Below are 24789 nucleotides of genomic sequence, written 5' to 3' on the forward strand. Positions count from 1 at the left end.
ATGAAAATTACAGATTTATTAACAAAAGATACGATGTTGTTAAATATGACTGCTGCTTCTAAGCCTGAAGCCATTGACGAACTGATTGGAAAACTTGATCAAGCTGGAAAGCTTAATGATCGTGATGACTTCAAAAATGCCATTGAAGAACGAGAACAGCAGAGCACAACAGGAATTGGTGAAGGAATTGCTATTCCTCACGCAAAATCAGCTTCCGTTAAAGAACCCGCAATTGCATTTGGCCGTTCTCAAGAAGGATTGGATTACGAGTCCCTTGATGGAGAGCCAACTAACCTATTTTTCATGATTGCTGCCTCAGAAGGAGCTAATCAAACACACTTAGAAACACTTTCCCGCTTGTCTTCTTTTCTAATGGACAAAAATTTCCGCCATCAGTTAGAGACAGCGAAGACAGAAGAAGACGTTTTCGAGGCAATTAATGCAAAAGAAGCTGAAGAAGACGAAGATGAGGTAGAAGAAACGACTTCTCAAGGTAAACTTTTAGCTGTAACTGCTTGTCCTACAGGAATTGCCCACACGTTTATGGCTGCCGACAAGTTAAAAGAAACGGCTAAGGAAATGGGCATTGAGATTAAAGTTCAAACAAACGGTTCCGGTGGTGTTAAAAATAAATTAACAGCTGAAGATATTGAACAGGCAACGGCAATTATCGTTGCAGCCGATACGAAAGTTGATATGAGCGTTTTCGACGGAAAACATGTTGTCGAAGTGCCAGTTGCGAAAGCTATTCACGAACCTAAAAACTTAATTAATAAAGCAACGAACCAGGATGCTCCTGTTTATAGACACGAAGGCGGATCCGATGATTCATCAGAAAACAGCGGCAATAATCGAGTTGGAATTTATAAACACTTAATGAATGGTGTTTCCAACATGCTTCCTTTTGTTGTCGGGGGCGGAATTTTAATTGCTTTTTCATTTTTCTTTGGAATCAATGCAGCAAACCCAGATAGTGACCAATACAACCGATTTGCTGAAATGCTTAGTACGATCGGCGGTGGCAATGCATTCTTCTTACTAGTACCTGTATTAGCTGGTTTCATCGCTTCTAGTATCGCGGATCGTCCAGGCTTTGCTCCAGGTATGGTTGGTGGTTTGATTGCAACAACTTCAGGAGTCGCAGGCGCTGATGGCGGTTCAGGTTTCCTTGGAGGACTCATCGCTGGTTTTCTAGCCGGTTATTTAACTTTAGCTATTAAAAAAGGATTAGAGGGATTACCTCAAGTTCTAGACGGATTAAAAACTGTTTTATTCTATCCAGTACTTGCGATTTTCGGTACAGGAATGATCATGTTACTAATTAACCCTCCATTGACTAGCATTTATACTGGACTGTTAAGCTGGTTGGAAGGATTAAGCGGAGCGAACGTTGCCCTGCTCGGAATTATAATTGGTGGAATGATGGCTGTAGACATGGGTGGACCTATCAACAAAGCTGCCTATACTTTCGGTATTGCAACACTTGACGCTGGAAACTATTCGATTATTGCTGCCGCTATGGCAGGAGGAATGGTACCACCACTAGCGATGGCATTTTCAACAACGATCTTTAAAAATAAATATTCCAAACAAGAACGTGAATCTGGAAAAACAGCCTATGCCCTTGGTGCATTCTTTATTACAGAAGGAGCCATTCCATTTGCTGCAGCCGATCCTGGTAGGGTTATCCCATCCATGGTTGTAGGTTCAGCCTTAACAGGGGCTCTCACGATGATGTTTAGTATTGGATTAACGGCTCCACACGGTGGTATCGTTGTAATCGGACTTGTAGAAGGTGGATTTTTACAAGCTATCCTTTATATCCTTGCCATCCTAATTGGTTCAATAGTTGCTGCAATTATGGTAGGATTCTTGAAAAAGGACCTAAGAAAAGCTTAAAATGAGAGAGTTAGGGTATTCTTTTTTAGAGACCTATTTTTGAGGAGGAATTAATGTGGTAGAAAAAACCTTTAAGATCACGTCATCAGACGGTGTACATGCTCGTCCGGCAACAGTACTTGTACAAAATGCAGGGAAGTACGCGTCTGATAGTAACCTTCATTACAAAGAGAAGGCTGTAAATCTAAAATCCATTATGGGAATTATGAGTTTAGGAATTCCTTCAGGTGCTGAAGTAAAGATCACTGCTGAAGGAAGCGATGAGCAAGAAGCGATTGAACATCTTGCAACAACTATGAAGAACGAAGGGTTGGGGGAATAACTTCATGACACATCTTCAAGGAATTGCAGCTTCCAGTGGTATAGCTATTGCTAAAGTATACCGTCTGGAAGCTCCAGACCTTTCTTACAACAAGACAGACGTTGAACAACCGGAACAAGAAGTCAAAAGACTACACGATGCTCTAAATGTCTCAAAAAGCGAGTTAGAAAAAATTAAAGAGCATACAAAAAAATCACTAGGTGACGAACATGCTGAAATTTTTTCTGCCCACCTACTCGTTCTTAGTGACCCTGAACTCATTCAGCCGATTGAGGACAAAATTAAAACAGATAACGTGAATGCTGAAGCGGCGTTAGATGAAACAGCGAATATGTTCATTGACATGTTTAAAGGAATGGATAATGAATATATGCGTGAACGCGCAGCTGATATACAAGATGTTACAAAGCGTGTTATGGCACACTTACTTAACGTAACGTTTCCTGATCCTGCGCTTATTAATGAAGAGGTTGTAATCGTTGCAGATGATTTAACACCTTCAGATACAGCACAGCTTAACAAACAATATGTAAGAGGCTTCACAACAGACATCGGCGGACGTACATCACATTCTGCAATCATGGCTCGCTCTCTTGAGATTCCAGCTGTCGTTGGTACAAAAGACATCACTAGCCGTGCAAAAAAGGATATTATGATTATTGTCGATGGCATTGATGGTAATGTAATTGTTGATCCTACACCTGAACAAATCAGTGAATATGAACAGAAACAAGTTGAATTTGAGAAGAAGAAAAAAGAATGGGCTAAGCTTAAAGATGAACCTACAAAAACTTCAGAAGGTGAACATGTTGAACTCGCAGCAAACATCGGAACTCCTGAAGACGTTGAAGGTGTACTTAATAACGGCGGAGAAGGTGTAGGACTTTACCGTACAGAATTCCTATACATGGGTAAAACACAGCTCCCTACAGAAGAAGAACAATATGACGCATACTCTTCTGTACTAAAACAAATGGGAGACAAGCCGGTTGTCGTTCGTACATTAGATATTGGTGGAGATAAAGAGCTTAGCTATTTAGATCTACCAGAAGAAATGAACCCATTTTTAGGTTATCGCGCGATCCGCTTATGCCTAGAGCGTGACGATATCTTCCGTGTTCAACTTCGTGCACTATTACGTGCAAGTATTCACGGAAACTTAAAAATTATGTTCCCAATGATTGCAACTCTTGATGAGTTTCGTCAGGCAAAAGCTATCTTAAATGAAGAGCAACAAAAGCTTATCGATGAAGGACAAGATGTTGTGGATTCATTGGAAGTCGGCATGATGGTCGAGATTCCGGCGACAGCTGTCATTGCTAAGCAATTTGCTAAGGAAGTTGATTTCTTTAGTATTGGAACTAATGACTTAATTCAATATACTATGGCGGCAGACCGTATGAACGAACGTGTATCTTACCTGTATCAGCCTTATAACCCCGCTATTTTAAATTTAGTCAGCAATGTAATTGATGCTGCTCATGCAGAAGGTAAATGGGCAGGGATGTGTGGCGAAATGGCTGGAGATGAAATTGCCATTCCAATTCTACTTGGCTTAGGTCTAGATGAATTTAGCATGAGTGCTACCTCTATTCTCCCAGCTCGTACGCAACTTAGTAGCCTTTCTAAAAAGGAATTAGCATCTTATAAAGATGAAATTCTTTCAATGGGCACTTCTGATGAAGTTGTAGAATTTGTTAAACAAAAAACCAACCAATCTTAAGTAACCATAAATATTTATGTTATAATGATTGTATAAAAAGAAGGGGGTTCCGTACCTCCTTCTTTTACATTGCCTGAAGAAAGAAGTGACTTCATGACATTCACAATTGTTATGCTCGTTTGTATTACGATCGTAATTGGAATAGCTGGAGCCTTTTGGCTAGCCATTTCAAAAGGGTACGAATATAAACACACTGTCGATCCTCATCCTGATGATGTGAAAGAAGATCATAAAGATCAACAAAAAGAGTAACGCTTTCAGTTTAGAGAGAAAAATGCTAATATCAAAGAAATTAACAGCATAAATATCCGTATTTAGAAGGCAAAATACAACAGAATTATCGAACCAATTAACACACTAGATAAATTACAATTGATAAAGACAAACGCTTGGATATTAAATGATCCAAGCGTTTGTCTTTATATTTTCTTATTAAACTAAAGCCCTGATTATGGAAGGCTCATCTTTGAGACATTCCAGTGGTTTCCGTTACAAAGGATGGCGTTTGAATAAAGCTACTTCACATGAGCAGAACGCCTCATGGGTGAGAATCGTGTGGGGAGAAACTTTGTACGGCACGACTCCGATAGAAATTCCTCATAAAAGATTACTCAAGGGCACGTTTCACAAAATGAATGGGAACGGAAGACCTGGCTTTTGAGCGAGGTATAGTTTTTGGATATCCCATCTGTAACACACCAATAATTTTATGGTCTCTAGGATTCAGCCCAATTCCTTCTATGAAACTGTGATCGTGAATATAAGGGCTCGTTGTCCATAAAACACCAATCTGATAAGACCAGGCAATCAATTGCACATTCTGAATGAAAGCACAAACTGCAGCATAATCTTCTTCATACCTAAGTAAATCTTTATCTTTTTCCATATATATAAGCGCATGATGAGGAATATTCAAGAGGAATTGCTTAATCCCCTCCATCATTTTTTCTTGTTTATCTTCTTCATATCCCTCTGTTAAGCCATTATTGATATAGCTTTGAATAACTAAGTTTGCGTACTTTTCAGTTCCTTTTTCTTGAAAGAGCATGACTTTCCACGGTTCTTTCAAACGATGGTTAGGTGCCCAAGAAGCTATATTAAATATTTCCGTAAGCTTTTCTTCTTCTATTCGCTTTCTATTAAAATCATGAATCGATCTCCGCTCTTTCACTGCTTCAAAAAGTTCCAATTCAAACACTCCTAAAATTCAAGAAATGTATTTATATCAATTGATCCCCTAAGTAATAGGCCCATTCCTGAAGAAAAAATGGTAGTTTCGTCTCCATTGACTGATAAGCTGAATACTGAGTAGCCACCGCTTTGACATCCATTTTTAGTTCTTCAGCTATAGATACAGCACGTTTTAAATGAAAAGCGTCACTAACTAGTAAAAAGGATTCGATACTTCGACCTTTAACTAATGATTCTGTATTTGCTAGATTTTCATATGTAGCCAAGGACTGATCCTCTACAATAATATCTTTTTCAGGGATCCCTTTTTGAACGGCGTATTTCTTTCCTACTTCACCTTCAGAAGATTTTGATCCATCGCCTGATCCGCCTGTAACAATTAATTGGTCTACTTGTCCATTTTTATATAATTCAATTCCTTGTTTCAACCGACCTTCAAATACTGGACTTGGAGATCCGTTCCACTGTGCTGCCCCTAAAACGATAGCTGCATCAGCAACAGAATTGTTATTATTTTCTCCATACGTCCATACCGAGTACCCAGTATAGGCGGTATAAAGTAAGAAAGTTAATATAATAAAGCGTAAAATTCTTTTCATCATGATGATTTCCCCTAGTAATTTTCTTCTCTTACCTATAATACAAGAAAACATAAAAAAAAGCCTCCCTCGAAAGTACGAGAGAGGCTTAAAATTATTATTTATTCAAGTTATAGAAGGCATCGTTGCCTGCGTATGTTGCTGTACCAAGCAGTTGATCTTCAATACGAAGTAACTGGTTGTACTTCGCTACACGGTCTGTACGGGACGGTGCACCTGTTTTAATTTGCCCGGCATTTGTAGCCACTGCGATATCAGCAATCGTAGCGTCTTCAGTTTCACCTGAACGGTGTGAAATAACGGCTGTATAACCAGCACGTTTAGCCATTTCAATCGCTTCAAAGGTTTCAGTAAGCGTACCAATTTGGTTCACTTTAATTAGAATAGAGTTTCCTACGCCTTCTTTAATTGCACGACTAAGCTTGTTTGTGTTTGTAACGAACAAGTCATCACCAACAAGCTGTACACGATCTCCAATACGATCTGTAAGTAACTTAGTACCTTCCCAGTCGTTTTCGTCAAGTCCATCTTCAATAGAAATGATTGGATATTTGTTCACAAGTTCCTCGTACCAGTCGACCATTTCTGCAGACGTACGGACAACACCTTCACCTTTAAGATTATACTTACCATCTTCATAAATTTCAGAAGAAGCTACATCCATTGCAAGTTTCACTTCTTCATTAGGCTTATAACCAGCTTCTTCGATCGCTTCAATGATCGTTGAAAGAGCTTCTTCGTTAGATCCTAGGCTTGGAGCGAATCCACCTTCGTCACCCACACCTGTATTATAGCCTTTAGATTTAAGTACTTTTTTCAAGGAGTGGAAAATTTCTGCACCCATGCGCAATGCTTCTTTAAAGGTTGGGGCACCTACAGGCATAACCATGAATTCTTGAATATCCACGTTGTTATCTGCGTGCTCGCCACCGTTAAGAATGTTCATCATTGGTGTTGGAAGCGTACCTGCTGTGAATCCTCCAAGATATTTGTAAAGTGGAAGATCTAGGACGTCAGCTGCTGCGTGAGCTACTGCCATTGAAACACCTAGAATGGCGTTTGCACCTAGTGTACCTTTGTTTTCTGTACCATCAAGTTCTATCATCATTTGGTCGATGATTACTTGTTGAGTTACATCCATGCCTAAAAGGTTTGGGCCAATCTTCTCGTTGACGTTATCTACAGCATTTTGTACTCCTTTTCCAAGATAACGGTCTTTATCCCCATCACGAAGTTCTACGGCTTCATATTCACCAGTAGAAGCACCACTTGGAACGAGTGCCGTACCAAAGGCACCTGATTCTGTGTAAACTTCTACTTCAACGGTTGGATTTCCACGGGAGTCTAAGACTTCGCGTGCGTATACGTCAGTAATATATGGCATTATTTAATCTCTCCTCTTTTATTTAATTAATGTTTTACCAGTCATGTCTGCTGGTTGTTCAACTTCAAGCAATTGTAAAAGGGTTGGTGACAAATCACCTAGGACTCCATCTTCACGGAGTTCAACTCCATCTTTTGTAACGATTACTGGAACGGGATTTGTCGTGTGGGCTGTCATAGGGTTTCCTTCAGGGGTCGTCACCTCATCAGAATTACCATGATCAGCTGTAATAATCGCATGTCCGCCTTTTTCATGAATTTTATCGACAATCTTACCTAAACATTCATCAACGGTTTCAATAGCTTTTATTGTTGGTTCTAGCATTCCAGAATGTCCTACCATATCCGGATTGGCAAAGTTTAGTATAATCGCATTATGCTTTTCTGCGTCGAGTGCTTCTAAAAGTGCATCCGTTACTTGATATGCACTCATCTCTGGTTGCAAATCATATGTGGCTACTTTTGGAGAATCAATGAGGATGCGCTCTTCCCCATCGAACTTCTCTTCGCGGCCTCCACTCATAAAGAAAGTAACGTGTGGGTATTTCTCAGTTTCTGCGATTCGCAATTGCTTCATACCATTATGAGCCAAAACTTCGCCTAACGTATTTTTTAAATGATTAGGTGGAAAAGCTATTTTACTATTCACTTCTTCACTATATTGTGTCATGCCAACGAAGTGTAATCCTTTAGGAGGGGTCTCTCCGCGATCAAAATCAGTAAAGTCATCATTAGCAAAAGTTCGTGATAATTGAATGGCTCGGTCGGGACGGAAATTATAGAAGAATACAGAATCTCCATCATTCATTGACCCAACAGGTTGTCCATCTTCATCTGTTACAACAAATGGTTCAACAAACTCATCATAAATTCCCTCGTCATAAGACTTCTGCACAGCTTCTATTGGATCGCTGTATGAAGGTCCCTTTCCATAAGCAATTGGATTGTATGACTTTTGCACACGTTCCCAGCGGTTATCACGATCCATTGCATAGTAACGTCCACCAATTGTTGCGAATTGTCCGACTCCAAGTTCATCCATTTTTTCTTGAGCTTCTTTAATATACTTCTTAGCTGATTGTTGACCGACATCGCGTCCATCTAAAAAGCCATGAACATACACCTTATCTAGGCTATGCTTAGCAGCCAATTCAAGCACTGCATACATATGCTCAATATGACTATGGATTCCTCCATCAGACAACAACCCAAAAATATGAAATGCCTTATGATTTTCTTTTGCATGCTGCATAGCTTGAACTAATTCACCATTTTCAAGAAATTCTTTTTCCCTAATAGACAGGTTTATGCGCGTTAAGCTTTGATAAACGACGCGTCCTGCTCCGATATTCAAATGACCAACTTCGGAGTTGCCCATTTGGCCGTCTGGTAACCCTACAGCCTCTCCGCAAGCTTGTAGTTGATTATGAGGAAACTGATTCCAATACTTATCAAAGTTAGGTGTATTCGCTTGCTTAACAGCATTACCCATTTCTTGATCACGAATCGCATAACCATCAAGAATGATTAAAGCAGCTAAGTTTTGATTACTCATGCTTGCCTGCCTCCACAAGTTTTAGGAATGAAGCGGCTTCTAAGCTAGCTCCTCCAACTAGTGCACCATCAATATCTGATTGAGATAGAAGTTCATCTACGTTGGCTGGTTTAACACTTCCACCGTACTGAATGCGTACAGCTTCGGCTACATCAGAGCCATAAAAATCAATGACTACTCGACGAATATGTGTACATACTTCATTTGCTTGTTCAGAAGTTGCTGTACGGCCAGTTCCAATAGCCCAAATTGGTTCATATGCAATGATGACTTTAGCAGCCTGTTCGTCTGTTAAACCATCAAGAGCTTTTTTCACTTGGGCCTCAACATGATCCATCGTTTGATCAGCTTCACGTTGTTCAAGTGATTCACCTACACAAACAATCGGCGTCAAGTTGTGGTTAAACGCTGCATGTACTTTTTTATTAATATCTTCGTCTGTTTCTTTAAAAATTTCACGGCGTTCGGAGTGTCCAAGGACTACATAAGTTACGCCAAGTTCGTTTAGCATAACTGGACTTACCTCTCCGGTAAATGCACCATTTTCCTCAAAATGCATATTTTGTGCAGCAATTTCAAGGGAAGTACCTTTCGTTTCTTCTACTAGCTTTTGAAGAAATGGAAAAGGTGCACAAACTACTGATTCAACTTCATCAGGAGAAGGGACCTCGTTCTTTGTAGCCTGAATAAAATCTTCAGCCTCTGTGTGTGTTTTATTCATTTTCCAGTTTCCTGCAATGACTTGTTTACGCATCTTCTCATCACCTCTCCTATTTATTTATCATTTAGTAACGCAACACCTGGAAGGTCTTTTCCTTCCATAAACTCAAGAGATGCTCCGCCACCTGTTGATACGTGGTCCATATCATCTGCATAACCAAATTTCTCAACAGCTGCTGCAGAGTCACCACCACCAATTACAGTATAACCTTTTGTATTGGCAAGTGCTTTAGATACGGCTTTTGTTCCGTTTGCAAATGTTTCTAATTCGAAAACACCCATTGGTCCATTCCATATAACAAGTTTAGAATCTTTTATGATTTTTTCATACTTTTCACGTGTTTTAGGGCCAATATCAAGAGCTTCCCAATCGGATGGAATGCTATCAATACTAACTACTTCTGTATTCGCGGAATCAGAGAAGTCGTCAGCAACAACTACATCTTCAGGCATAACAAAGTCTACACCTTTTTCCTCTGCTTTTTTCATATATTGCTTAGCTAAGTCAATCTTATCTTCTTCTAAGAGTGACTTCCCAATTTCATGGCCTTGAGCTTTTACAAACGTGTAAGCCAAGCCTCCACCGATAATTAAGTGGTCAACTTTATCGATAAGATTGTCGATGACCCCAATTTTATCTTTTACCTTTGCACCACCGATGATAGCTGTAAATGGACGTTCAGGATTAGATAGAGCTTTTCCTAGCACATTAAGCTCTTTTTCCATAAGAAATCCAGCAACTGCGGGGATATGCTCGGCAATGCCGGCTGTAGATGCATGTGCGCGATGTGCGGCACCAAAGGCATCATTTACATAAAGATCAGCCATGTCAGCAAATGATTTAGCTAATTCTGCATCATTTTTTTCTTCACCTGGATGAAAACGAACATTTTCAATTAATAGAATATCTCCATTTCCCATCTCAGATATCGCCTTATTAACTTCTTCACCGTATACTTCGTCTGTCTTCATTACGGTTTTTGCAAGTAAGTCACTTAGACGTTTGGCCACAGGGTCTAGTCTTAGGTCCTCGACTACTTCACCTTTAGGTCGTCCGAGGTGACTAGCAAGAATGACTTTAGCACCGTTACCTGTTAAATGTTTAATAGTCGGTAGCGCTGCTTTAATTCTTGTATCGTCAGTTACCTCTTCTCCGTTCATTGGTACATTAAAATCCACGCGGCAAAAAACAGTTTTTCCTTGTACCTCAACATCACGAATTGTTTGTTTATTCATGAATAGACAACCTCCTTCAATTTGGTCAGGATACTGCCCTGTCCATTATGTACATTTCCACCATACCATAGTGTAGAAACGCCCGAACAAGGAATTCATTTTAGACATGGATAAAGGAGGAGGACATGAGACCCCCTCCTTTCCATTCTTTGTTTATTATGACCTTAAATTTAATTTGTTATTATAGGCCTTGTTTTTTAAGGAAAGCTGCAAGATCTACACAACGGTTGGAATATCCAAATTCGTTGTCATACCAAGAAACAACTTTAACCATGTTGTCACCTAGAGTAAGTGTAGAAAGACCATCGATAATAGAAGAGTTTGTATTGCCATTATAGTCAGAAGATACTAACGGCTCATCACTATAAGCAAGAATACCTTTAAGATTTCCTTCAGCTTCTGATTTCAACGCTGCGTTAACTTCATCTACTGTTACATCTTTATCAAGTTCTGCAACGAAGTCGACGATAGAAACGTTTTTCGTAGGAACACGCATAGCCATACCGCTAAGTTTACCCTCTAGTTCAGGTAGTACTTTAGCTACGGCTTGAGCAGCACCTGTTGTAGTAGGAATGATGTTTTCAGCAGCTGCACGTGCACGACGATAGTCTTTATGAGGAAGGTCTAAGATTTGCTGATCATTCGTGTAAGAGTGAACAGTTGTCATCATTCCACGTTTAAGACCGAACTTGTCGTTAAGAACTTTTGCATATGGTGCAAGGCAGTTTGTAGTACAAGAAGCATTGGAAATAACATCGTGCTCGTCTTTGTTATAGTCTGTTTCGTTAACTCCCATAACAACACTGAAGTCTTCACCTTTAGCTGGAGCAGAGATAACAACTTTCTTAGCTCCTGCTTCAATGTGTTTTCTCGCATCTTCACCTTGAGTAAAGCGACCAGTAGATTCAATAACAACTTCTACACCTAGGCTTCCCCAGCCAAGTTGTGCTGGATCTTTTTCGGAAAGTACTTTAATTTCGTTTCCTCCGATTACTAAGTTATCACCATTCACAGTTACTTCTTGATCAAGAGTACCGTGAACTGTGTCATATTGAAGCAAATGTGCAAGCATATTCGCATCTGTTAAGTCGTTTACTGCAACTACTTCTACTTCATCATTGTTAAGTGACGCGCGGAATACGTTACGTCCAATACGTCCAAAACCATTAATACCTACTTTTACAGTCATTAAAATTCCTCCTTGGATTATAAACAAAAAATTTATTTAAAGGGACGAATCCCTTAATAGCTCTAGCGCAGCACCTTCGTCTGTAATCAATACATTACTCTGGCCTGGTTGAAAATAAGAAGCAATCGCTTGTGCTTTCGTATGGCCGCCTGCAACAGCAATAACATCATCAGCAAACTTTAAATCCTCCAACTGGAGTCCCACGGTTCTCACTTTATGCACAATCTCACCTTTACGGTTGAAATAATAGCCAAAAGCTTCACCAACAGCTTGTCTTTCCTTAATAATGTCAAGCTGACTCTTTGAAGTTTTTCTTCGTTCTGCCATTGTGATTGCATCACCAACGCCATGAATAACGATAGAAGCATTTCGGATCATATTTAGTATTTCCTTAATTGAAGGTTCTTGAATAATCGTTTGATAAGAACCTTCACTTAGCGGATCCGGTACATAGAGGAGTCGATAATCTCCTCTCGCCTTTTTAGCCATTTCAGCACAAATCGTATTGGCCTGATTCTCCACCCGTTCACCCAAACCACCACGTGCAGGAACAAACATACAACGTTTTGCCCCTTGCAAAGGAGTCATCATGTTAGCTACAGCTGCCACTGTTGTACCGCCTGTTATCGCAACTGTGTTATTTGGGCTTAACTGCTTTTGAAGATATTCCACACAAGCTTTTCCCATCTCATGTTTTACCCAGTCAAGCTCATCACTATCTCCAGGAACTACTACTACATAATCTAACTTTAATTTTTCCCTGAGTTGTTCTTCTAACACTTTTATGCCCGTTACCTCTTTTATAAACTCAGCAAGTTGTTCTAGAATGTTTTGCCCTTCATAGGTCAAATGCATACCTCTTGATGTAATCTCAATAGCCCCAATTTTATTTAAGAAATCAACCTCACTACGAACGGTACGCTCAGCAAGCTCAATATTATCAGACAATGTCCGTCGGCCTACTGGTTGCATCAATTGTATGTAATGAAGCAGTTGATAACGTCGCTGCATGATTTCCAGAACATCCGGGAATAATCTTTTTTGTAGATCAATTAAAGTTCTCATGGAATAGCTCCTTTAAAATGATTCCGGGGTAAATGTGTCCCAGGTAGTCATAATCTGTCCCACTAGGAGCAAAAAAATATCCTTTTCAACTAATATATTAACAGTGTGAATTAGACCGCGCAAGTTTTTTAAATGCTTCATAATCAATGTAAGCGGTCTCTTATGGAAAATATATCGATCTGCCGATACTCTAACTCTTCTCCATTCACTAACAACACAGGGAGTTCTAAGAGATATTTCTGCTCTAGTTCATTATTACCCAAAATATTAACTTCTTTAACTAAAATTTCATAATCCATTTCCAAAATTTCAACTAAAGCTTTAACTTCTTCACATAATTTGCAATTTTCTTTTAAATAAATCGTTACCTCATTCATTGACGACATCCTTTTACGGACTTGCTTATTATTATGTACGGTCCATTACATTTTATTAAAGACGTTATTAAATCCTATTAAAAATCGAAAGGACACGTTATGAAACGAGCCCTTTCTCATCATCACTATCATAGAAGCCACGTTCAATTTTAGCTTTTTTCGTATCAAGAAATAGAGTTAACGCTTGTTGTCCTTCATACCTTTGAGGTGAACGCTTAATCGATTCAAAATTGAAAGATAAGTGTCGCTGATTAAGCATATCAAAAACATGTATTCTACGATCGTCTGGAATTTTTTCAGTTGACAAAATCTTGAATCTTATAATGCTTGTCATAAAAAAACTCCTTTTCTTTTAAATCTACCTTATCTATATAATAACATAGATCAATCCTTTTCATAATTCTTATACCTTGAGTAAGCTTCAAAAAAATTCACGATAAATACTACTAAATACACAGCAAAATTTAGGGTTGTTTCCGTTACAAAGGATGGCGTTAGAAGGTCCGGGAAATCACTCGCTTCCCCACCGCCCCTTTCACCACACCATTACCTCGGAATCGAGTCCAATTTATTAGTGAATTGATGTATGCCAAATTTGCAGACGAATTTGTAGGTCAAAACGTAGTCATACAGTGGCTATAGTCATCTAACAAATAGAAGATACAAATCAAACTACAATTTTAATTTAAATTATAAATAAAATACTGTTACAACAACAAACGACCAACAAATTAGCATACAATTTGTTGGTCGTTTTATATTACATCTTTAATGTTTGCAATAGATTATAAGTTAACAGTGACATCTGCATCTTCGCGAAGTTGTTCAACTAGCGTTTGAGTTGCCTGTCCTTTTTTCTGACGCTTCACTTGTTCGATGAGATCAGGTTTTGCTTCTTCAAAAGATGGGATTTCTGCACTTTCACCATTTCCCTCACTCATTTGCTCTTGCTGGGCTTTAACCTGTTCATAAGCTTGTTCTAATTCTTCTTCCGTTGGCTCAATATCTCCAGCTTCACTAGCAATAACCTGATCTAATTTCACTTGCATTTCAACCTGAGACATGACTTCTTCTTGTCCCATGCCTTGTTCTTCCAGAGCAGCCAAAAATTCATCCTTGGATTCTACCCCATTTTGTTCAGCTAATCCCGTTAGTGTTTCATCAATTTCTTCTTCTGAAACCTCTATATCACGGCTGTTTGCTTCTTGTATAAGAAGCTCCTGTCCAACCATACTTTCAGCAATCTGTTTCTTTAATTGATCCTGATCAACTTCTTGTCCGGTCATCTGTGACTGCATAGCCATTTGCTGAAACTGTCCTTCATACGTTGTCTTAAACTCTTCTGCCGCTATTTCTTCGCCGTTTACTTCGGCAACAACTTCAGGGATACCTTCTAAGTCTGGTTCAGGCATTTGAGGTTGTTCTGTGTTTCCTTCACTTCCTTCGCCATCCTCTTCTTGCGTTTCAGTTTCCTCATTATTATCTTCAGCCGATTCATCTGTATCATTGCATGCAACGGTTACGGATAAAAGAAAGGCTAGTGATAAACTTAATAACCATTTTCTATTCAAAATCATTCTCCTTTCAGATAATCATTACTGACGGTCATTTTAACATATACCTACTGGTTAGTTACAAATAAAAAGATGCATTTTCTCCATTTCACCTATCTCAATTAGATTGTAAGGGGGATATTCTTAGGAATAGACGTTTAATTCACCTATTATGTGGAGATTAATTTTTTGTGGAACTATCGATATCAATAGATGTATTGTCTGAAATGGGATGGTTGATAGCCGATGAGTCTTCAAGATTCCCAGACAATTCAACGCAATGAGAAAAGGATAAACAACAGAAAGGTTAATGATTGGAAGTTTACTGAAGTCCAATAATAAACAATTGCAACAACTATAGATATTTTAAAGTGCTAATTTATGATTCTTCTCGTGACTTCCGTCGCATGAATGATAACGCTAGGTGTCTTTTGAGGATGTCCTATATGATTTATGGTCTAATAGTCTGGATTGGAACTCCGTTGCCCAACCTTTGATTTACATTTTCACTATTAACAAGAGATGAGACTCCTACATGCATCGAACCATTCGCGCTCGGAAAGAGAATTATCTCCTATCCCAAAACTCGAAATCCCCCTATCCCTTATACGGTAACGAACCCCCATGATATGATTGTGTAATAAGGGGTAATGGTTGATGAGAAACGACTGAGGCAACTGAAAAAGGCTTTACAAAGCAAAAATAACCTCCCAAAATCTATAATAAGAAATTGAGAGGTTCGTAAACATTGTTACATTCTAGCGCATACCAACATTATTTATATAGCGCGCCCGAGAGGATTCGAACCTCCGACTGACGTAGAACCGGAATCTACCGCTCTATCCATCTGAGCTACGGGCGCATATTAAAACGCAAAATCTATTATACTTTTTCCAGCCATAAAATGCAAGATATCAGTAAAATAACTTATTAAATTGTACGTTTATACAATAAAAATTAGGGAATGATGGTAAAGGTAAATGGTTAGATGTTTTTGTTTGACCTTATCTGACCTTAATTGTATGATATAAATACATTCCATCATATAGGTATGATAATAAGGAGGAATTAATAATGAACTTAATCCCAACAGTTATTGAACAAACCAACAGGGGAGAGCGTGCTTATGATATTTATTCACGCCTGCTTAAAGACCGCATCATCATGCTAGGTAGTCCCATTGACGATAACATTTCAAACTCCGTTGTCGCTCAGCTACTATTCTTAGCTGCAGATGATCCAGATAAGGATATTTCAATTTATATTAACTCACCAGGTGGTTCCATAACAGCTGGAATGGCTATCTATGATACGATTCAGTTCATTAAACCTGACGTATCTACGATCTGCACAGGTATGGCTGCTTCCATGGGTGCTTTCCTATTAAATGCTGGTACGGAAGGCAAGCGTTATGCTCTTCCTAATAGTGAAGTAATGATTCACCAACCATTAGGCGGCACACAAGGTCAAGCTACTGATATCGAAATTCATGCAAAACGCATTATTAAAATGCGTGAAAAGCTGAACCAAATACTTTCTGAACGTACAGGTCAACCAATTGAAGTGATCGAGCGTGATACAGACCGCGATAACTTCATGTCAGCTTCAGAAGCTGTAGAATATGGCCTAATTGACAAAGTTATGGAAAAACCAAGCAAATAAAGTACAAAAGTAAAAACCCGTTGTAATTACAACGGGTTTTTACTTTTCGTTGAACCATTCTCGCTTATGTACCTTTATGAGAACGTTCCCCTAATCGTCCTGCTCATCCCTTCACATAGTAAGGTTTAAGATTCCTTTACAAACTCACTTAACTCATCAATAACTCTCTCTTCGTCATGACCGTCAGCAATTAACTTTATTTCTTCACCTTGACCTACTGCTAAGCTCATTAGTCCCATGATGCTTTTGGCATTAATACGCTTACTGTCTTTTTCTATAAATACATCTGAAGAAAAACGGTTGGCAAGTTGAACAAATTGAGCTGCCGGTCTAGCTTGCAACCCCGTGTTTAAATCAATAGTAATAGTTTGTTCCTTCATCTATCATTCTCCTTCCTAACATTCCAAATAAAAATTTAGAAAGCGCATTCAACTCTTTGAAATAAAGAACGCTCTCCATAGAGAGGCGTTCTTTTTGTTGAAATCATTATAGCATGAATATTTCATTAATGACATTATTTTAACTACTTTCTTGAATTTCACCACTTCTTACTTTATCAGCAAATTCATCAATTTTTCTTAAGCGATGGTTGATACCTGACTTACTAATAGCTGCTCCGGAAACTAATTCTCCTAGCTCTTTAAGTGACACTTCCTGATGCTCAACGCGCAATCTGGCTATTTCATGAAGTTTATCGGGCAATGCATCCAATCCAACGGTACGTTTGATAAAATTAATATTTTCAACTTGGCGAAAAGCAGCACCGATTGTTTTGTTTAAATTGGCCGTTTCACAGTTAACCAGTCGATTCACAGAATTCCTCATGTCCCTCACAATCCGAACATCTTCAAATTTAAAGAGTGCCTGATGGGCTCCAATATTACTAATAAGTTCAGTGATTTTTTCAGCCTCTTTTAAATACGTAATATAACCCTTCTTCCGCTCAAGTGTGCGAGCGTGAAGACCAAAACTGTTCATAAGTTCACATAGAGATTCATTATGCTCTTTATCAGAAGAGTATATTTCCAGATGGTAAGATGATGTTTCCGGATTATTTACAGACCCACCCGCAAGAAAGGCTCCTCGTAAATAGGCTCTTTTGCAACATGTAGTTTGTAAATACTTTTTTGGAATATTAGGATTGGTTGATAAAGGTCCACTTAGTATCTCAAGATCTGCGAGCAACTTCTCAGCATTTTTATTCATTCGAACAATATATACATTATTCTTCTTTAACCGCATCTTTTTTCGAACGAGCAATTCAACTGGATAAGGGTAAAGTTTTTTCATTAATGTATAAATTCTTCTAGCAATGGCTGCATTTTCTGTTTGCACATCTAATATATACCTTTGATTAGAGAGAGAAAACGTTCCATTCATTCGGACAAGAGAAGCTAGTTCCGATTCATTACAACATTCATCTGCCTCTACATTAGTTAATTCTTTTTTTATTTCTGAAGCAAATGACATGGCTGTTCACCCCCAACCCTTTGTTAAAGCATGGAATATAATATGTGAGCCAACTTGTTCGTGTCATGACGAATCGTTGACTTATTTCGATCAAGAATGTCCTCTTCTATAATTTCAAGGCCCATAGATTTTATTCGTTCGATATCATAGACAACAGGCTCCGCATTTTCCTCAGCATAAATCTTTTTCACGCTTGGAGCAATCGTCTGGTTGTGGACAATGATCGATTGAATAGTTCCTTTTCCTACATGATCATGTAAAGCTTGCACATGATCTGCTGCCGTATAATTCGAAGTCTCGCCTTGCTGTGTCATTACATTACAAACATAAGTTACCTTTGCCTTTGTATTCTGTAGTGCCTCACGTATTTCAGGAACAATTATATTCGGCATTATACTCGTATACAAACTTCCTGGCGCAATAACAACAAGATCTGCTTCCTCTATAGAACTCATAGCTTCCGGTAACGGCAGGATGGGCAGGGGACTAACAAAAACCCGTTTTATTTTTTTATTCTGTTTAGGTATATTAGATTCACCAGATACGATTGAGCCATCCTCCATCTCTGCATGCAAATTCATGGAGTGGTTAGCAGTAGGATAAATGTTGCCACGAACGTTAAGGACCCTTGAGATTTCTTTTATCCCGTGGTAAAAATTACCTGTCATTGAAGTCATAGCAGCTAGGAGCAAATTACCCATGGAATGGCCAGATAGTCCATTACCATTTACAAATCGATGCTGAAATAAATCTAGCAACATCGGTTCCGCATCAGATAATGCTGCAACAACATTTCGAATATCACCAGGAGCAGGAATAGCTAGTTCGTTCCGCAGCCTACCAGAGCTACCACCATCATCTGCAACTGTCACAATGGCAGAGAGATCTATTGGGAAATATTTAAGCCCTCTTAATAAAACAGGCATTCCTGTGCCTCCACCAATGACAACCACACGTGGCTTCGTTGAACGATTCATGAATTACAGTCCCTTTCTTTTATCAATATCTCGGTGTGTTACATGTGTCGTAAAATCTGCAGAAAAATAATTCGAAAGATGCTCAGCCAGTGCGACCGAACGATGCTGGCCTCCTGTACACCCAATAGCGATAACGAGTTGACTTTTTCCTTCTCTTCGGTATTGTGGTAGCATAAACTGCAGCAAGTCTTTCAACTTTTCTAAGAACTTTTGTGTATCTGTCCATTTAAACACGTAAGAAGAAACTTCAGAATTTAACCCTGTCAGTGGCCGCATTTGTTCCACGTAATGTGGATTTGGTAGAAAACGAACGTCGAATACCAGATCCGAATCAATCGGAACACCGTATTTATATCCAAAAGAGACCATCTGTACAGAAAACACTTGTTGTTCTTTAGCTTTGTACTGATCGAGAATACGGTCACGAAGGTCACGAGGCTTAAAACTGGTTGTATGAATGATGGTTTGCGCTCTGCCGCGTAGTTCATCCAAAAGATGACGTTCCTGTTGGATGCCTTGAAGAGGAAGACCATCTTGAGCCAACGGATGGGATCTTCTCGTTTCCTTGTACCGAGAGACAAGAGCCTGGTCTTCTGCGTCTAAAAATAGCACTTGTGCTTGTAGCCAATGTTCATTTCCAACTTGGTCCAAAGCATCAAATAAAGCATCGAAAAATTCTCTTCCGCGTAAATCCATAACTAAAGCTACATTACGAATATCGTTCGTTGAATCTTTCATTAGTTCAAGAAATTTCGGTAAAAGAGCGGGTGGCAAATTATCTACACAAAAATAGCCTAGATCTTCAAAACTTTGAATCGCTACTGTTTTTCCCGCACCAGACATTCCTGTAATAATGACTAGCTGAGTATTTTGCTCTTTTTCTGCCATAAACTTATCGCTCCTTTACGTAGATCGAGACGGATCCATATCTTGATCAATCAATTCGAAATCAGTCGTATAAACGAAAGTTCCATAAAGTTGGTCTTCACTATTTAAAATATGTTTAAAAATATAACGATCACCTTCAGCCATTGGCTTTGTTAACACTTCATCTACATCTACCCATTCAAGCTCGCCTTCTTCACTTAATTCAAGTAGCTTCCCTTCACAAACAGTGGTCTGAAAGGTAAACATCATCCATTCCTGCACCGTTTCATCCTGTTCTTTCATTATAAAAGTAAAAGAACCCATTAACTCTGGTGCTTGAATTTCCAGTCCCGTTTCCTCTCTGAACTCACGAATCACGGAATCTTTTATGTTCTCCCCAGCTTCCATTTTCCCACCAGGAACAACATACCAGCCTCTTCTTGGTTTTTTTAACATTAATATTTGATTATTCACACGTAAAATACAATTTGCTACTCGTTGCATGTTCGTTTCACCTCATATTTATATCTAGAGGACATCTATGTCTATTATACAATGAATACGCAGGTCCCCACAATGTTATAACAATTGGTATATCCATGCATTAAAAAGTGCACAGGTGATAAACACCTGTGCCTAATAGAGATCTATCTATTAAAAGGGGGTCAATTAATCACCTTAATTTTAACCCAAAAATGTTTCGTACGTGTTACAAGAGAGTTAAGATGTAGTTACTTTTTTATTAACAGCTTTTAATTCTTCTTCCAAGTTTTCGATATAGTGTTGAGCTGATTGAGCAGCGATACTGCCATCGCCTGTTGCTGTAACAATTTGACGCAATTCTTTTTCACGAATATCTCCAGCTGCAAAGACACCTGGAAGTTTCGTTTCCATACGTTCATCTGTTTCAATATATCCTTGACCATTGGTAACTCCTAGGCTTTCAAAAGGCCCACTCAATGGATTCATACCGATATAGATAAATGAACCGTCTGCATCAAATTGAGACTCTTCACCTGTTTTATTGTTATAAAGTGTCACACTTCCCACTTTGCCATCTTTATCATTGATTGTTTTCACTTCAGTATTCCAAATGAAATTAATCTTTTCATTGTCAAACGCTCGATCCTGGAGAATCTTTTGTGCACGAAGTTCTTCACGACGGTGGACAATTGTAACCTTGCTTGCGAAGCGAGTTAAATAAACCCCCTCTTCTACGGCAGAGTCTCCCCCACCTACTACTACAAGTTCTTTATCCCGGAAAAAGGCTCCATCACACACGGCACAATAAGATACACCACGGCCTCCAAGCTCTTTTTCACCAGGTACGCCGAGTTCTTTATATTGAGCCCCTGTTGTAATAATAACACTACGAGCTTTGTATTCTTTTGAACCAGCAATAACTGTTTTGTATTCTTTACCATCTATGATCTCTTTAATATCGCCATATGCATACTTTGCACCGAATTTTTTCGCATGTTCAAACATTTTATTAGATAAATCCGGACCTAGAATACTCTCGAATCCTGGATAGTTTTCAACATCTTCTGTATTCGCTACTTGACCTCCTGGTATACCACGTTCAAGCATTAAAGTATCTAAATTAGCGCGTGACGTGTATACAGCAGCCGTCATACCTGCGGGTCCTGCACCTGCAATAATGACATCATAAATAACTTCTTCTGTCATTGTAGATCAACTCCTCATTTCACTCTAACTTTACTATACTTATCATAATAAATTGTCGAAAAGTCGTCCATAAATATGCTTATTGGTATTCCCAAGGACCGACTTCCTCACTGAGATGAGGAAACTGTTTACAACCTTTTTCCCACAAGTTTAAAGCTCGGGATGGTTTTCCAGTTTGATAAGAAGCTATACTAAACCATTTATAGTATCCTTTTCTTCCTACCACCAATTTATTTTTCAATCCTCGAAAACGATCAACGGATTCTTGGTAATAACCGGCACGAGCTAACGTTTCAGCTATCGCTAGCTTTTGTTGATCATGCATTGGGTAAACGTTTCTTAACGGATCAATGTGTTCAAATGCTAACTCTTTCTGACCATTAGCCAAATAAAAAGCAGCTAAATTAACATAACTATGAATATCTTTTGCGTCAGCTACAATCCATTGTTTTTCAAGTTCTATCGCTTCATCCTGGTTTCCACTGTGGAAAAGAGCGTAAGCATACTGGTGCTTGGCTAAGGTAAACTCTGGGAATAATTGCATCATTTCATGCAAAATAGTCAGGGCTTTCTCCCATTCCTCATTCTCTAAGTGATAAAATGCTGTCTCTTGATGGATGATTAATTCGTCCTCATCATCAAAAGCATATTCATCTTCAGGCTCTTCCTCTTCTAGAGAATTTAACATTTCTATAAGTTGGGATGCTGCTTCTTCAAAGTCACCATCACCTGCTTGTTCCATATATATATCTGCATATTTTTTGGCATCACTTAATAACCCTAAGTGAGCGTAATTGTTTGCCATCAAATAATAGCAATCGGAATACTCTTCTCCGTAGCTATCAACTACTTCGCTTAGCAGCTGATTGGCTGCATGATAAGAACCAACTTCCGTATAAATAATAGAAAGCTGGCATGGGTAAAGTGGTTCATCAGGTGACAATTCTATTGCTTTCTTCAACCATTTAACAGCTGCATCAAACCGGCGCTTTTTAAATGCTTGAATACCATAGGAAAAGTAAAAGTTCCCTGTAGGTAAAAACGGCAGAATGTTAGACTGTTTGTTTGCAATGGTTGGATTAAGTGATGTCGTCATGACTGTCCTCCTACTTCCGTGTCCATTTCTCACTAATTATGCAGTATAACATAGAATATTGCGTTTGAAATAGGAGTTTTAAGTAATTTTCTTACAAACTTATCTGTGACGAGATTCTAAAACGGAAAGTACTTGGTCAAAACTGACTCCCCGATCGGTTATTAACAGAAGCAAGTGAAATAGTAAATCCGCAGATTCCATAGCTAATTCTTCTTTATCATCATTTTTAGCAGCAATAATAACTTCTCCAGCTTCTTCTCCGATTTTCTTAGCAATCCGGTCGACACCCTCTTGGAAAAGCTGTGATGTGTAAGAGCCTTCAGGTAAAGTCGTCTTCCGCTCAGATAAAACTTGACGAAGCTCATCTAGTATTTCATAAGGTTTTTCTGTCACTGGTTCTCCTGTTTTAATTAACGATTCACCAAAACAGCTATAATCTCCTTTATGACACGCGGGACCTTCAGGGACCACTTGGACTAAAATGGCATCCTGATCACAGTCATAATGAAGGCTTTCGACAGTTTGCGTATTGCCAGAGGTAGCCCCTTTATGCCAAAGCTCTTCACGAGAACGGCTGTAGAAAACTGTTTCTCTTTTTTCCAGTGTCATTTTTAACGATTCTTTATTCATGTACGCTAGCGTTAATACAGATTTAGAACGAGCATCCTGGACAATTGCTGGAACTAACCCTTTTTCATCAAAAACAACCTCATCAATATTCATCGTACAACGACCCCTTTCGAACGTAAATGTTCTTTCACATTTTTTATGGATGTTTCTTTATAGTGAAAAATGGATGCAGCTAAAGCAGCGTCTGCATTTACTTCATTAAATACTTCATAAAAATGTTCCGCAGACCCAGCTCCACCTGAAGCAATAACGGGTACTGTAACGACTTCCTGAACAGCATGAAGAAGAGCTAAATCAAATCCCGATTTCTCCCCATCCTGGTTCATCGACGTTAATAAAATTTCTCCTGCACCAAGACGGACAGCTTCTTTAGCCCAATCCGTGACGAGCCATTCTGTAGGGGTACGTCCTCCATGAGTATAAACACGCCAAGTATTAGCTTCTTCATCAAATCGTGCGTCAATGGCGACAACAATGCACTGCGCGCCAAAATAGTCTGCGCCTTCTTTGATCACTTCCGGACGTTTAACTGCTGCAGAATTTAGTGACACCTTATCCGCTCCATTTCGAAGCGTTTCTTTCATATCTTCAAGTGTCCGGATTCCACCACCTACTGTAAAAGGAATAGCTAACTCTGAAGCGACAGAGCGAACGACATCGATCATTGTCTTTTTACCTTCATGAGTTGCTGAAATATCTAAAAAGACAAGCTCATCTGCCCCTTGTTCATCATAGACTTTTGCTAGTTCCACAGGGTCTCCAGCATCTCTGATGTCAACGAACTGAACACCTTTTACTACACGACCTTCTTTAACATCTAGACAAGGAATGATCCGTTTAGATAACATTAGCGAACCTCCTCATTAAGCGCTTCAGTGAGTTGGATTCGATTCGTATAAAGTGCTTTACCAACAATCGAACCTATTACGTTTCGACTTTGATACTTTTTAAGTTCTTGAAGATCATCCACACCTTGAATACCTCCTGAAGCAATCACATCCACACCCGTTTGTTCTGCTAACCGAACAATCTCTTTTGTATTAGGTCCTTGGAGCATTCCGTCTTTTGCAATATCCGTATATACAAAAGTTTGGGCACCGGCTTCCGCTAATTCTTTTCCAAGATCAACAGCCTGCACTTCTGACTTCTCAAGCCATCCTTCTGTGGCGACATATCCGTCTCGTGCATCAAGACCTATGACAATTTGTTCACCATATTTACGAAGTAACCGTTTCGTAAGAGAAAGATCACGCACGGCTAGCGAACCGATGATGACACGATCAATACCTCGGCTTAGATAATAATCAACATCTTCTTCAGAACGAATGCCACCACCAATTTGCACTCGAGCTTCTAACTGTTGGGCAACTTTTATAACGTGCTCTGCATTCTGCTTTGATCCTTCTTTTGCTCCGTCTAAATCAACCATATGAATCCAGGAAGCTCCCGCCTCAACAAAGCCTTTTGCGACTTCAAAGGGGTTATCTCCATAGACTGTCTGCTTATTAAAATCGCCTTGCTCCAGGCGAACACATTGGCCATTTCGCATATCAATGGCCGGAAAGATTGTAAAGCTCATATTATAG

At 39.1% G+C, this 24789-nt stretch carries 26 protein-coding genes and 1 tRNA gene; 5 read left to right on the forward strand and 22 right to left on the reverse strand.

Features of this window, described 5'->3' with window-relative positions; translation table 11 throughout:
• From ACFQIC_RS20100 to ytzI, 4 genes are all read left to right on the forward strand, one after another.
• Positions 1-1899 carry a PTS fructose transporter subunit IIABC gene (locus ACFQIC_RS20100; protein ID WP_204708310.1) on the forward strand — a complete coding sequence of 633 codons (1899 nt, stop codon included), beginning with the start codon at positions 1-3 and terminating at the stop codon, positions 1897-1899.
• A 55-nt stretch (positions 1900-1954) separates the two neighbouring features.
• Positions 1955-2221, forward strand: a complete 267-nt coding sequence (locus tag ACFQIC_RS20105) for a phosphocarrier protein HPr (RefSeq protein WP_204708309.1) — start codon at positions 1955-1957, stop codon at positions 2219-2221.
• 4 nt (positions 2222-2225) lie between these two features.
• Positions 2226-3944, forward strand: a complete 1719-nt coding sequence (gene ptsP, locus ACFQIC_RS20110) for a phosphoenolpyruvate--protein phosphotransferase (protein WP_204708308.1) — start codon at positions 2226-2228, stop codon at positions 3942-3944.
• Between the two features lie 69 nt (positions 3945-4013).
• The gene (ytzI, locus tag ACFQIC_RS20115; RefSeq protein ID WP_390217774.1) at positions 4014-4196 is read left to right on the forward strand and encodes a YtzI protein; all 183 of its coding nucleotides are present in this window, start codon (positions 4014-4016) and stop codon (positions 4194-4196) included.
• Positions 4197-4551: 355 nt separating this feature from the next.
• Here ytzI and ACFQIC_RS20120 read toward each other — a convergent pair whose 3' ends face one another.
• From ACFQIC_RS20120 to ACFQIC_RS20175, 12 genes are all read right to left on the reverse strand, one after another.
• Complete coding sequence (locus tag ACFQIC_RS20120) at positions 4552-5133, reverse strand: nitroreductase family protein (RefSeq protein WP_204708306.1); 582 nt, start codon at positions 5131-5133, stop codon at positions 4552-4554.
• Between the two features lie 31 nt (positions 5134-5164).
• The gene (locus ACFQIC_RS20125) at positions 5165-5737 is read right to left on the reverse strand and encodes a YdcF family protein (protein WP_390217776.1); all 573 of its coding nucleotides are present in this window, start codon (positions 5735-5737) and stop codon (positions 5165-5167) included.
• A gap of 94 nt (positions 5738-5831) precedes the next feature.
• On the reverse strand, positions 5832-7118 hold the full coding sequence (gene eno / locus ACFQIC_RS20130; RefSeq protein WP_204708305.1) for a phosphopyruvate hydratase: 1287 nt from the start codon (positions 7116-7118) through the stop codon (positions 5832-5834).
• Between the two features lie 18 nt (positions 7119-7136).
• Positions 7137-8672 carry a 2,3-bisphosphoglycerate-independent phosphoglycerate mutase gene (gene gpmI / locus ACFQIC_RS20135; RefSeq protein ID WP_204708304.1) on the reverse strand — a complete coding sequence of 512 codons (1536 nt, stop codon included), beginning with the start codon at positions 8670-8672 and terminating at the stop codon, positions 7137-7139.
• Positions 8665-9426 carry a triose-phosphate isomerase gene (tpiA, locus tag ACFQIC_RS20140; protein WP_204708303.1) on the reverse strand — a complete coding sequence of 254 codons (762 nt, stop codon included), beginning with the start codon at positions 9424-9426 and terminating at the stop codon, positions 8665-8667. Before tpiA ends, gpmI begins: the two co-directional genes overlap by 8 nt.
• 20 nt (positions 9427-9446) lie before the next feature.
• Entirely contained in the window at positions 9447-10628 is a 1182-nt protein-coding gene (locus ACFQIC_RS20145) for a phosphoglycerate kinase (RefSeq protein ID WP_204708302.1), read from the reverse strand.
• A gap of 181 nt (positions 10629-10809) precedes the next feature.
• Entirely contained in the window at positions 10810-11817 is a 1008-nt protein-coding gene (gene gap, locus ACFQIC_RS20150; protein WP_204708301.1) for a type I glyceraldehyde-3-phosphate dehydrogenase, read from the reverse strand.
• 36 nt (positions 11818-11853) lie between these two features.
• Positions 11854-12882 carry a sugar-binding transcriptional regulator gene (locus tag ACFQIC_RS20155; protein ID WP_204708300.1) on the reverse strand — a complete coding sequence of 343 codons (1029 nt, stop codon included), beginning with the start codon at positions 12880-12882 and terminating at the stop codon, positions 11854-11856.
• 143 nt (positions 12883-13025) lie between these two features.
• Positions 13026-13259, reverse strand: a complete 234-nt coding sequence (locus ACFQIC_RS20160; protein ID WP_204708299.1) for a glutaredoxin family protein — start codon at positions 13257-13259, stop codon at positions 13026-13028.
• A gap of 97 nt (positions 13260-13356) precedes the next feature.
• Positions 13357-13593 carry a hypothetical protein gene (locus ACFQIC_RS20165; protein ID WP_204708298.1) on the reverse strand — a complete coding sequence of 79 codons (237 nt, stop codon included), beginning with the start codon at positions 13591-13593 and terminating at the stop codon, positions 13357-13359.
• Positions 13594-14044: 451 nt separating this feature from the next.
• Positions 14045-14836, reverse strand: coding sequence for a SurA N-terminal domain-containing protein (locus ACFQIC_RS20170; protein WP_204708297.1), 792 nt, complete (start codon positions 14834-14836; stop codon positions 14045-14047).
• Between the two features lie 762 nt (positions 14837-15598).
• Positions 15599-15674, reverse strand: a tRNA-Arg gene (locus tag ACFQIC_RS20175).
• 212 nt (positions 15675-15886) lie between these two features.
• On the opposite strand from ACFQIC_RS20175, the gene clpP reads away from it, so the two are divergent.
• On the forward strand, positions 15887-16474 hold the full coding sequence (clpP, locus tag ACFQIC_RS20180; protein ID WP_204708296.1) for an ATP-dependent Clp endopeptidase proteolytic subunit ClpP: 588 nt from the start codon (positions 15887-15889) through the stop codon (positions 16472-16474).
• Between the two features lie 125 nt (positions 16475-16599).
• Here clpP and ACFQIC_RS20185 read toward each other — a convergent pair whose 3' ends face one another.
• The 10 genes from ACFQIC_RS20185 to hisA all read right to left on the reverse strand — a co-directional run bounded on the left by ACFQIC_RS20185 (position 16600) and on the right by hisA (position 24782).
• Positions 16600-16854 (reverse strand): HPr family phosphocarrier protein, encoded by a 255-nt coding sequence (locus tag ACFQIC_RS20185; RefSeq protein ID WP_204708295.1) that lies wholly within the window; start codon positions 16852-16854, stop codon positions 16600-16602.
• A 139-nt stretch (positions 16855-16993) separates the two neighbouring features.
• Positions 16994-17944 carry a DNA-binding protein WhiA gene (whiA, locus tag ACFQIC_RS20190; RefSeq protein WP_204708294.1) on the reverse strand — a complete coding sequence of 317 codons (951 nt, stop codon included), beginning with the start codon at positions 17942-17944 and terminating at the stop codon, positions 16994-16996.
• Positions 17945-17967: 23 nt separating this feature from the next.
• Positions 17968-18921: a gluconeogenesis factor YvcK family protein gene (locus ACFQIC_RS20195; RefSeq protein ID WP_204708293.1), complete on the reverse strand. Its 954-nt coding sequence runs from the start codon at positions 18919-18921 to the stop codon at positions 17968-17970.
• A gap of 3 nt (positions 18922-18924) precedes the next feature.
• Positions 18925-19809 carry an RNase adapter RapZ gene (gene rapZ / locus ACFQIC_RS20200; RefSeq protein ID WP_204708292.1) on the reverse strand — a complete coding sequence of 295 codons (885 nt, stop codon included), beginning with the start codon at positions 19807-19809 and terminating at the stop codon, positions 18925-18927.
• Positions 19810-19824: 15 nt separating this feature from the next.
• On the reverse strand, positions 19825-20292 hold the full coding sequence (locus ACFQIC_RS20205) for an NUDIX hydrolase (protein WP_204708291.1): 468 nt from the start codon (positions 20290-20292) through the stop codon (positions 19825-19827).
• A 216-nt stretch (positions 20293-20508) separates the two neighbouring features.
• The gene (gene trxB / locus ACFQIC_RS20210) at positions 20509-21477 is read right to left on the reverse strand and encodes a thioredoxin-disulfide reductase (RefSeq protein ID WP_204708290.1); all 969 of its coding nucleotides are present in this window, start codon (positions 21475-21477) and stop codon (positions 20509-20511) included.
• A gap of 79 nt (positions 21478-21556) precedes the next feature.
• A complete protein-coding gene (locus ACFQIC_RS20215; RefSeq protein ID WP_204708289.1) occupies positions 21557-22573 on the reverse strand; it encodes a tetratricopeptide repeat protein in 1017 nt (338 codons plus the stop codon).
• 99 nt (positions 22574-22672) lie between these two features.
• On the reverse strand, positions 22673-23296 hold the full coding sequence (gene hisIE, locus ACFQIC_RS20220) for a bifunctional phosphoribosyl-AMP cyclohydrolase/phosphoribosyl-ATP diphosphatase HisIE (protein WP_204708288.1): 624 nt from the start codon (positions 23294-23296) through the stop codon (positions 22673-22675).
• Positions 23293-24051, reverse strand: a complete 759-nt coding sequence (gene hisF / locus ACFQIC_RS20225) for an imidazole glycerol phosphate synthase subunit HisF (RefSeq protein WP_204708287.1) — start codon at positions 24049-24051, stop codon at positions 23293-23295. Before hisF ends, hisIE begins: the two co-directional genes overlap by 4 nt.
• The gene (gene hisA, locus ACFQIC_RS20230) at positions 24051-24782 is read right to left on the reverse strand and encodes a 1-(5-phosphoribosyl)-5-[(5-phosphoribosylamino)methylideneamino]imidazole-4-carboxamide isomerase (RefSeq protein ID WP_204708286.1); all 732 of its coding nucleotides are present in this window, start codon (positions 24780-24782) and stop codon (positions 24051-24053) included. The genes hisF and hisA overlap by 1 nt, the downstream gene beginning before the upstream one ends.
• Positions 24783-24789: the final 7 nt, after the last annotated feature.

The sequence above is a fragment of the Halobacillus seohaensis genome, from assembly GCF_042663045.1.
GTDB classification, from domain to species: Bacteria; Bacillota; Bacilli; order Bacillales; family Halobacillaceae; genus Halobacillus_A; species Halobacillus_A seohaensis.

Excerpts from the sequence above, each read along its gene's own strand:
- ACFQIC_RS20165 (WP_204708298.1), bottom strand. The coding sequence starts at position 13,593 with ATGACAAGCATTATAAGATTCAAGATTTTGTCAACTGAAAAAATTCCA.
- ACFQIC_RS20185 (WP_204708295.1), bottom strand. The coding sequence starts at position 16,854 with ATGAAGGAACAAACTATTACTATTGATTTAAACACGGGGTTGCAAGCT.
- ACFQIC_RS20205 (WP_204708291.1), bottom strand. The coding sequence starts at position 20,292 with ATGCAACGAGTAGCAAATTGTATTTTACGTGTGAATAATCAAATATTA.
- ACFQIC_RS20215 (WP_204708289.1), bottom strand. The coding sequence starts at position 22,573 with ATGACGACATCACTTAATCCAACCATTGCAAACAAACAGTCTAACATT.
- ptsP (WP_204708308.1), top strand. The coding sequence starts at position 2,226 with ATGACACATCTTCAAGGAATTGCAGCTTCCAGTGGTATAGCTATTGCT.
- rapZ (WP_204708292.1), bottom strand. The coding sequence starts at position 19,809 with ATGGCAGAAAAAGAGCAAAATACTCAGCTAGTCATTATTACAGGAATG.
- hisA (WP_204708286.1), bottom strand. The coding sequence starts at position 24,782 with ATGAGCTTTACAATCTTTCCGGCCATTGATATGCGAAATGGCCAATGT.
- clpP (WP_204708296.1), top strand. The coding sequence starts at position 15,887 with ATGAACTTAATCCCAACAGTTATTGAACAAACCAACAGGGGAGAGCGT.
- tpiA (WP_204708303.1), bottom strand. The coding sequence starts at position 9,426 with ATGCGTAAACAAGTCATTGCAGGAAACTGGAAAATGAATAAAACACAC.
- hisF (WP_204708287.1), bottom strand. The coding sequence starts at position 24,051 with ATGTTATCTAAACGGATCATTCCTTGTCTAGATGTTAAAGAAGGTCGT.
- gap (WP_204708301.1), bottom strand. The coding sequence starts at position 11,817 with ATGACTGTAAAAGTAGGTATTAATGGTTTTGGACGTATTGGACGTAAC.
- ACFQIC_RS20155 (WP_204708300.1), bottom strand. The coding sequence starts at position 12,882 with ATGAGAACTTTAATTGATCTACAAAAAAGATTATTCCCGGATGTTCTG.
- hisIE (WP_204708288.1), bottom strand. The coding sequence starts at position 23,296 with ATGAATATTGATGAGGTTGTTTTTGATGAAAAAGGGTTAGTTCCAGCA.
- ACFQIC_RS20160 (WP_204708299.1), bottom strand. The coding sequence starts at position 13,259 with ATGAATGAGGTAACGATTTATTTAAAAGAAAATTGCAAATTATGTGAA.
- eno (WP_204708305.1), bottom strand. The coding sequence starts at position 7,118 with ATGCCATATATTACTGACGTATACGCACGCGAAGTCTTAGACTCCCGT.
- ACFQIC_RS20195 (WP_204708293.1), bottom strand. The coding sequence starts at position 18,921 with ATGAATCGTTCAACGAAGCCACGTGTGGTTGTCATTGGTGGAGGCACA.
- ACFQIC_RS20145 (WP_204708302.1), bottom strand. The coding sequence starts at position 10,628 with ATGAATAAACAAACAATTCGTGATGTTGAGGTACAAGGAAAAACTGTT.
- ACFQIC_RS20170 (WP_204708297.1), bottom strand. The coding sequence starts at position 14,836 with ATGATTTTGAATAGAAAATGGTTATTAAGTTTATCACTAGCCTTTCTT.
- gpmI (WP_204708304.1), bottom strand. The coding sequence starts at position 8,672 with ATGAGTAATCAAAACTTAGCTGCTTTAATCATTCTTGATGGTTATGCG.
- ACFQIC_RS20125 (WP_390217776.1), bottom strand. The coding sequence starts at position 5,737 with ATGATGAAAAGAATTTTACGCTTTATTATATTAACTTTCTTACTTTAT.
- ACFQIC_RS20100 (WP_204708310.1), top strand. The coding sequence starts at position 1 with ATGAAAATTACAGATTTATTAACAAAAGATACGATGTTGTTAAATATG.
- whiA (WP_204708294.1), bottom strand. The coding sequence starts at position 17,944 with ATGTCATTTGCTTCAGAAATAAAAAAAGAATTAACTAATGTAGAGGCA.
- trxB (WP_204708290.1), bottom strand. The coding sequence starts at position 21,477 with ATGACAGAAGAAGTTATTTATGATGTCATTATTGCAGGTGCAGGACCC.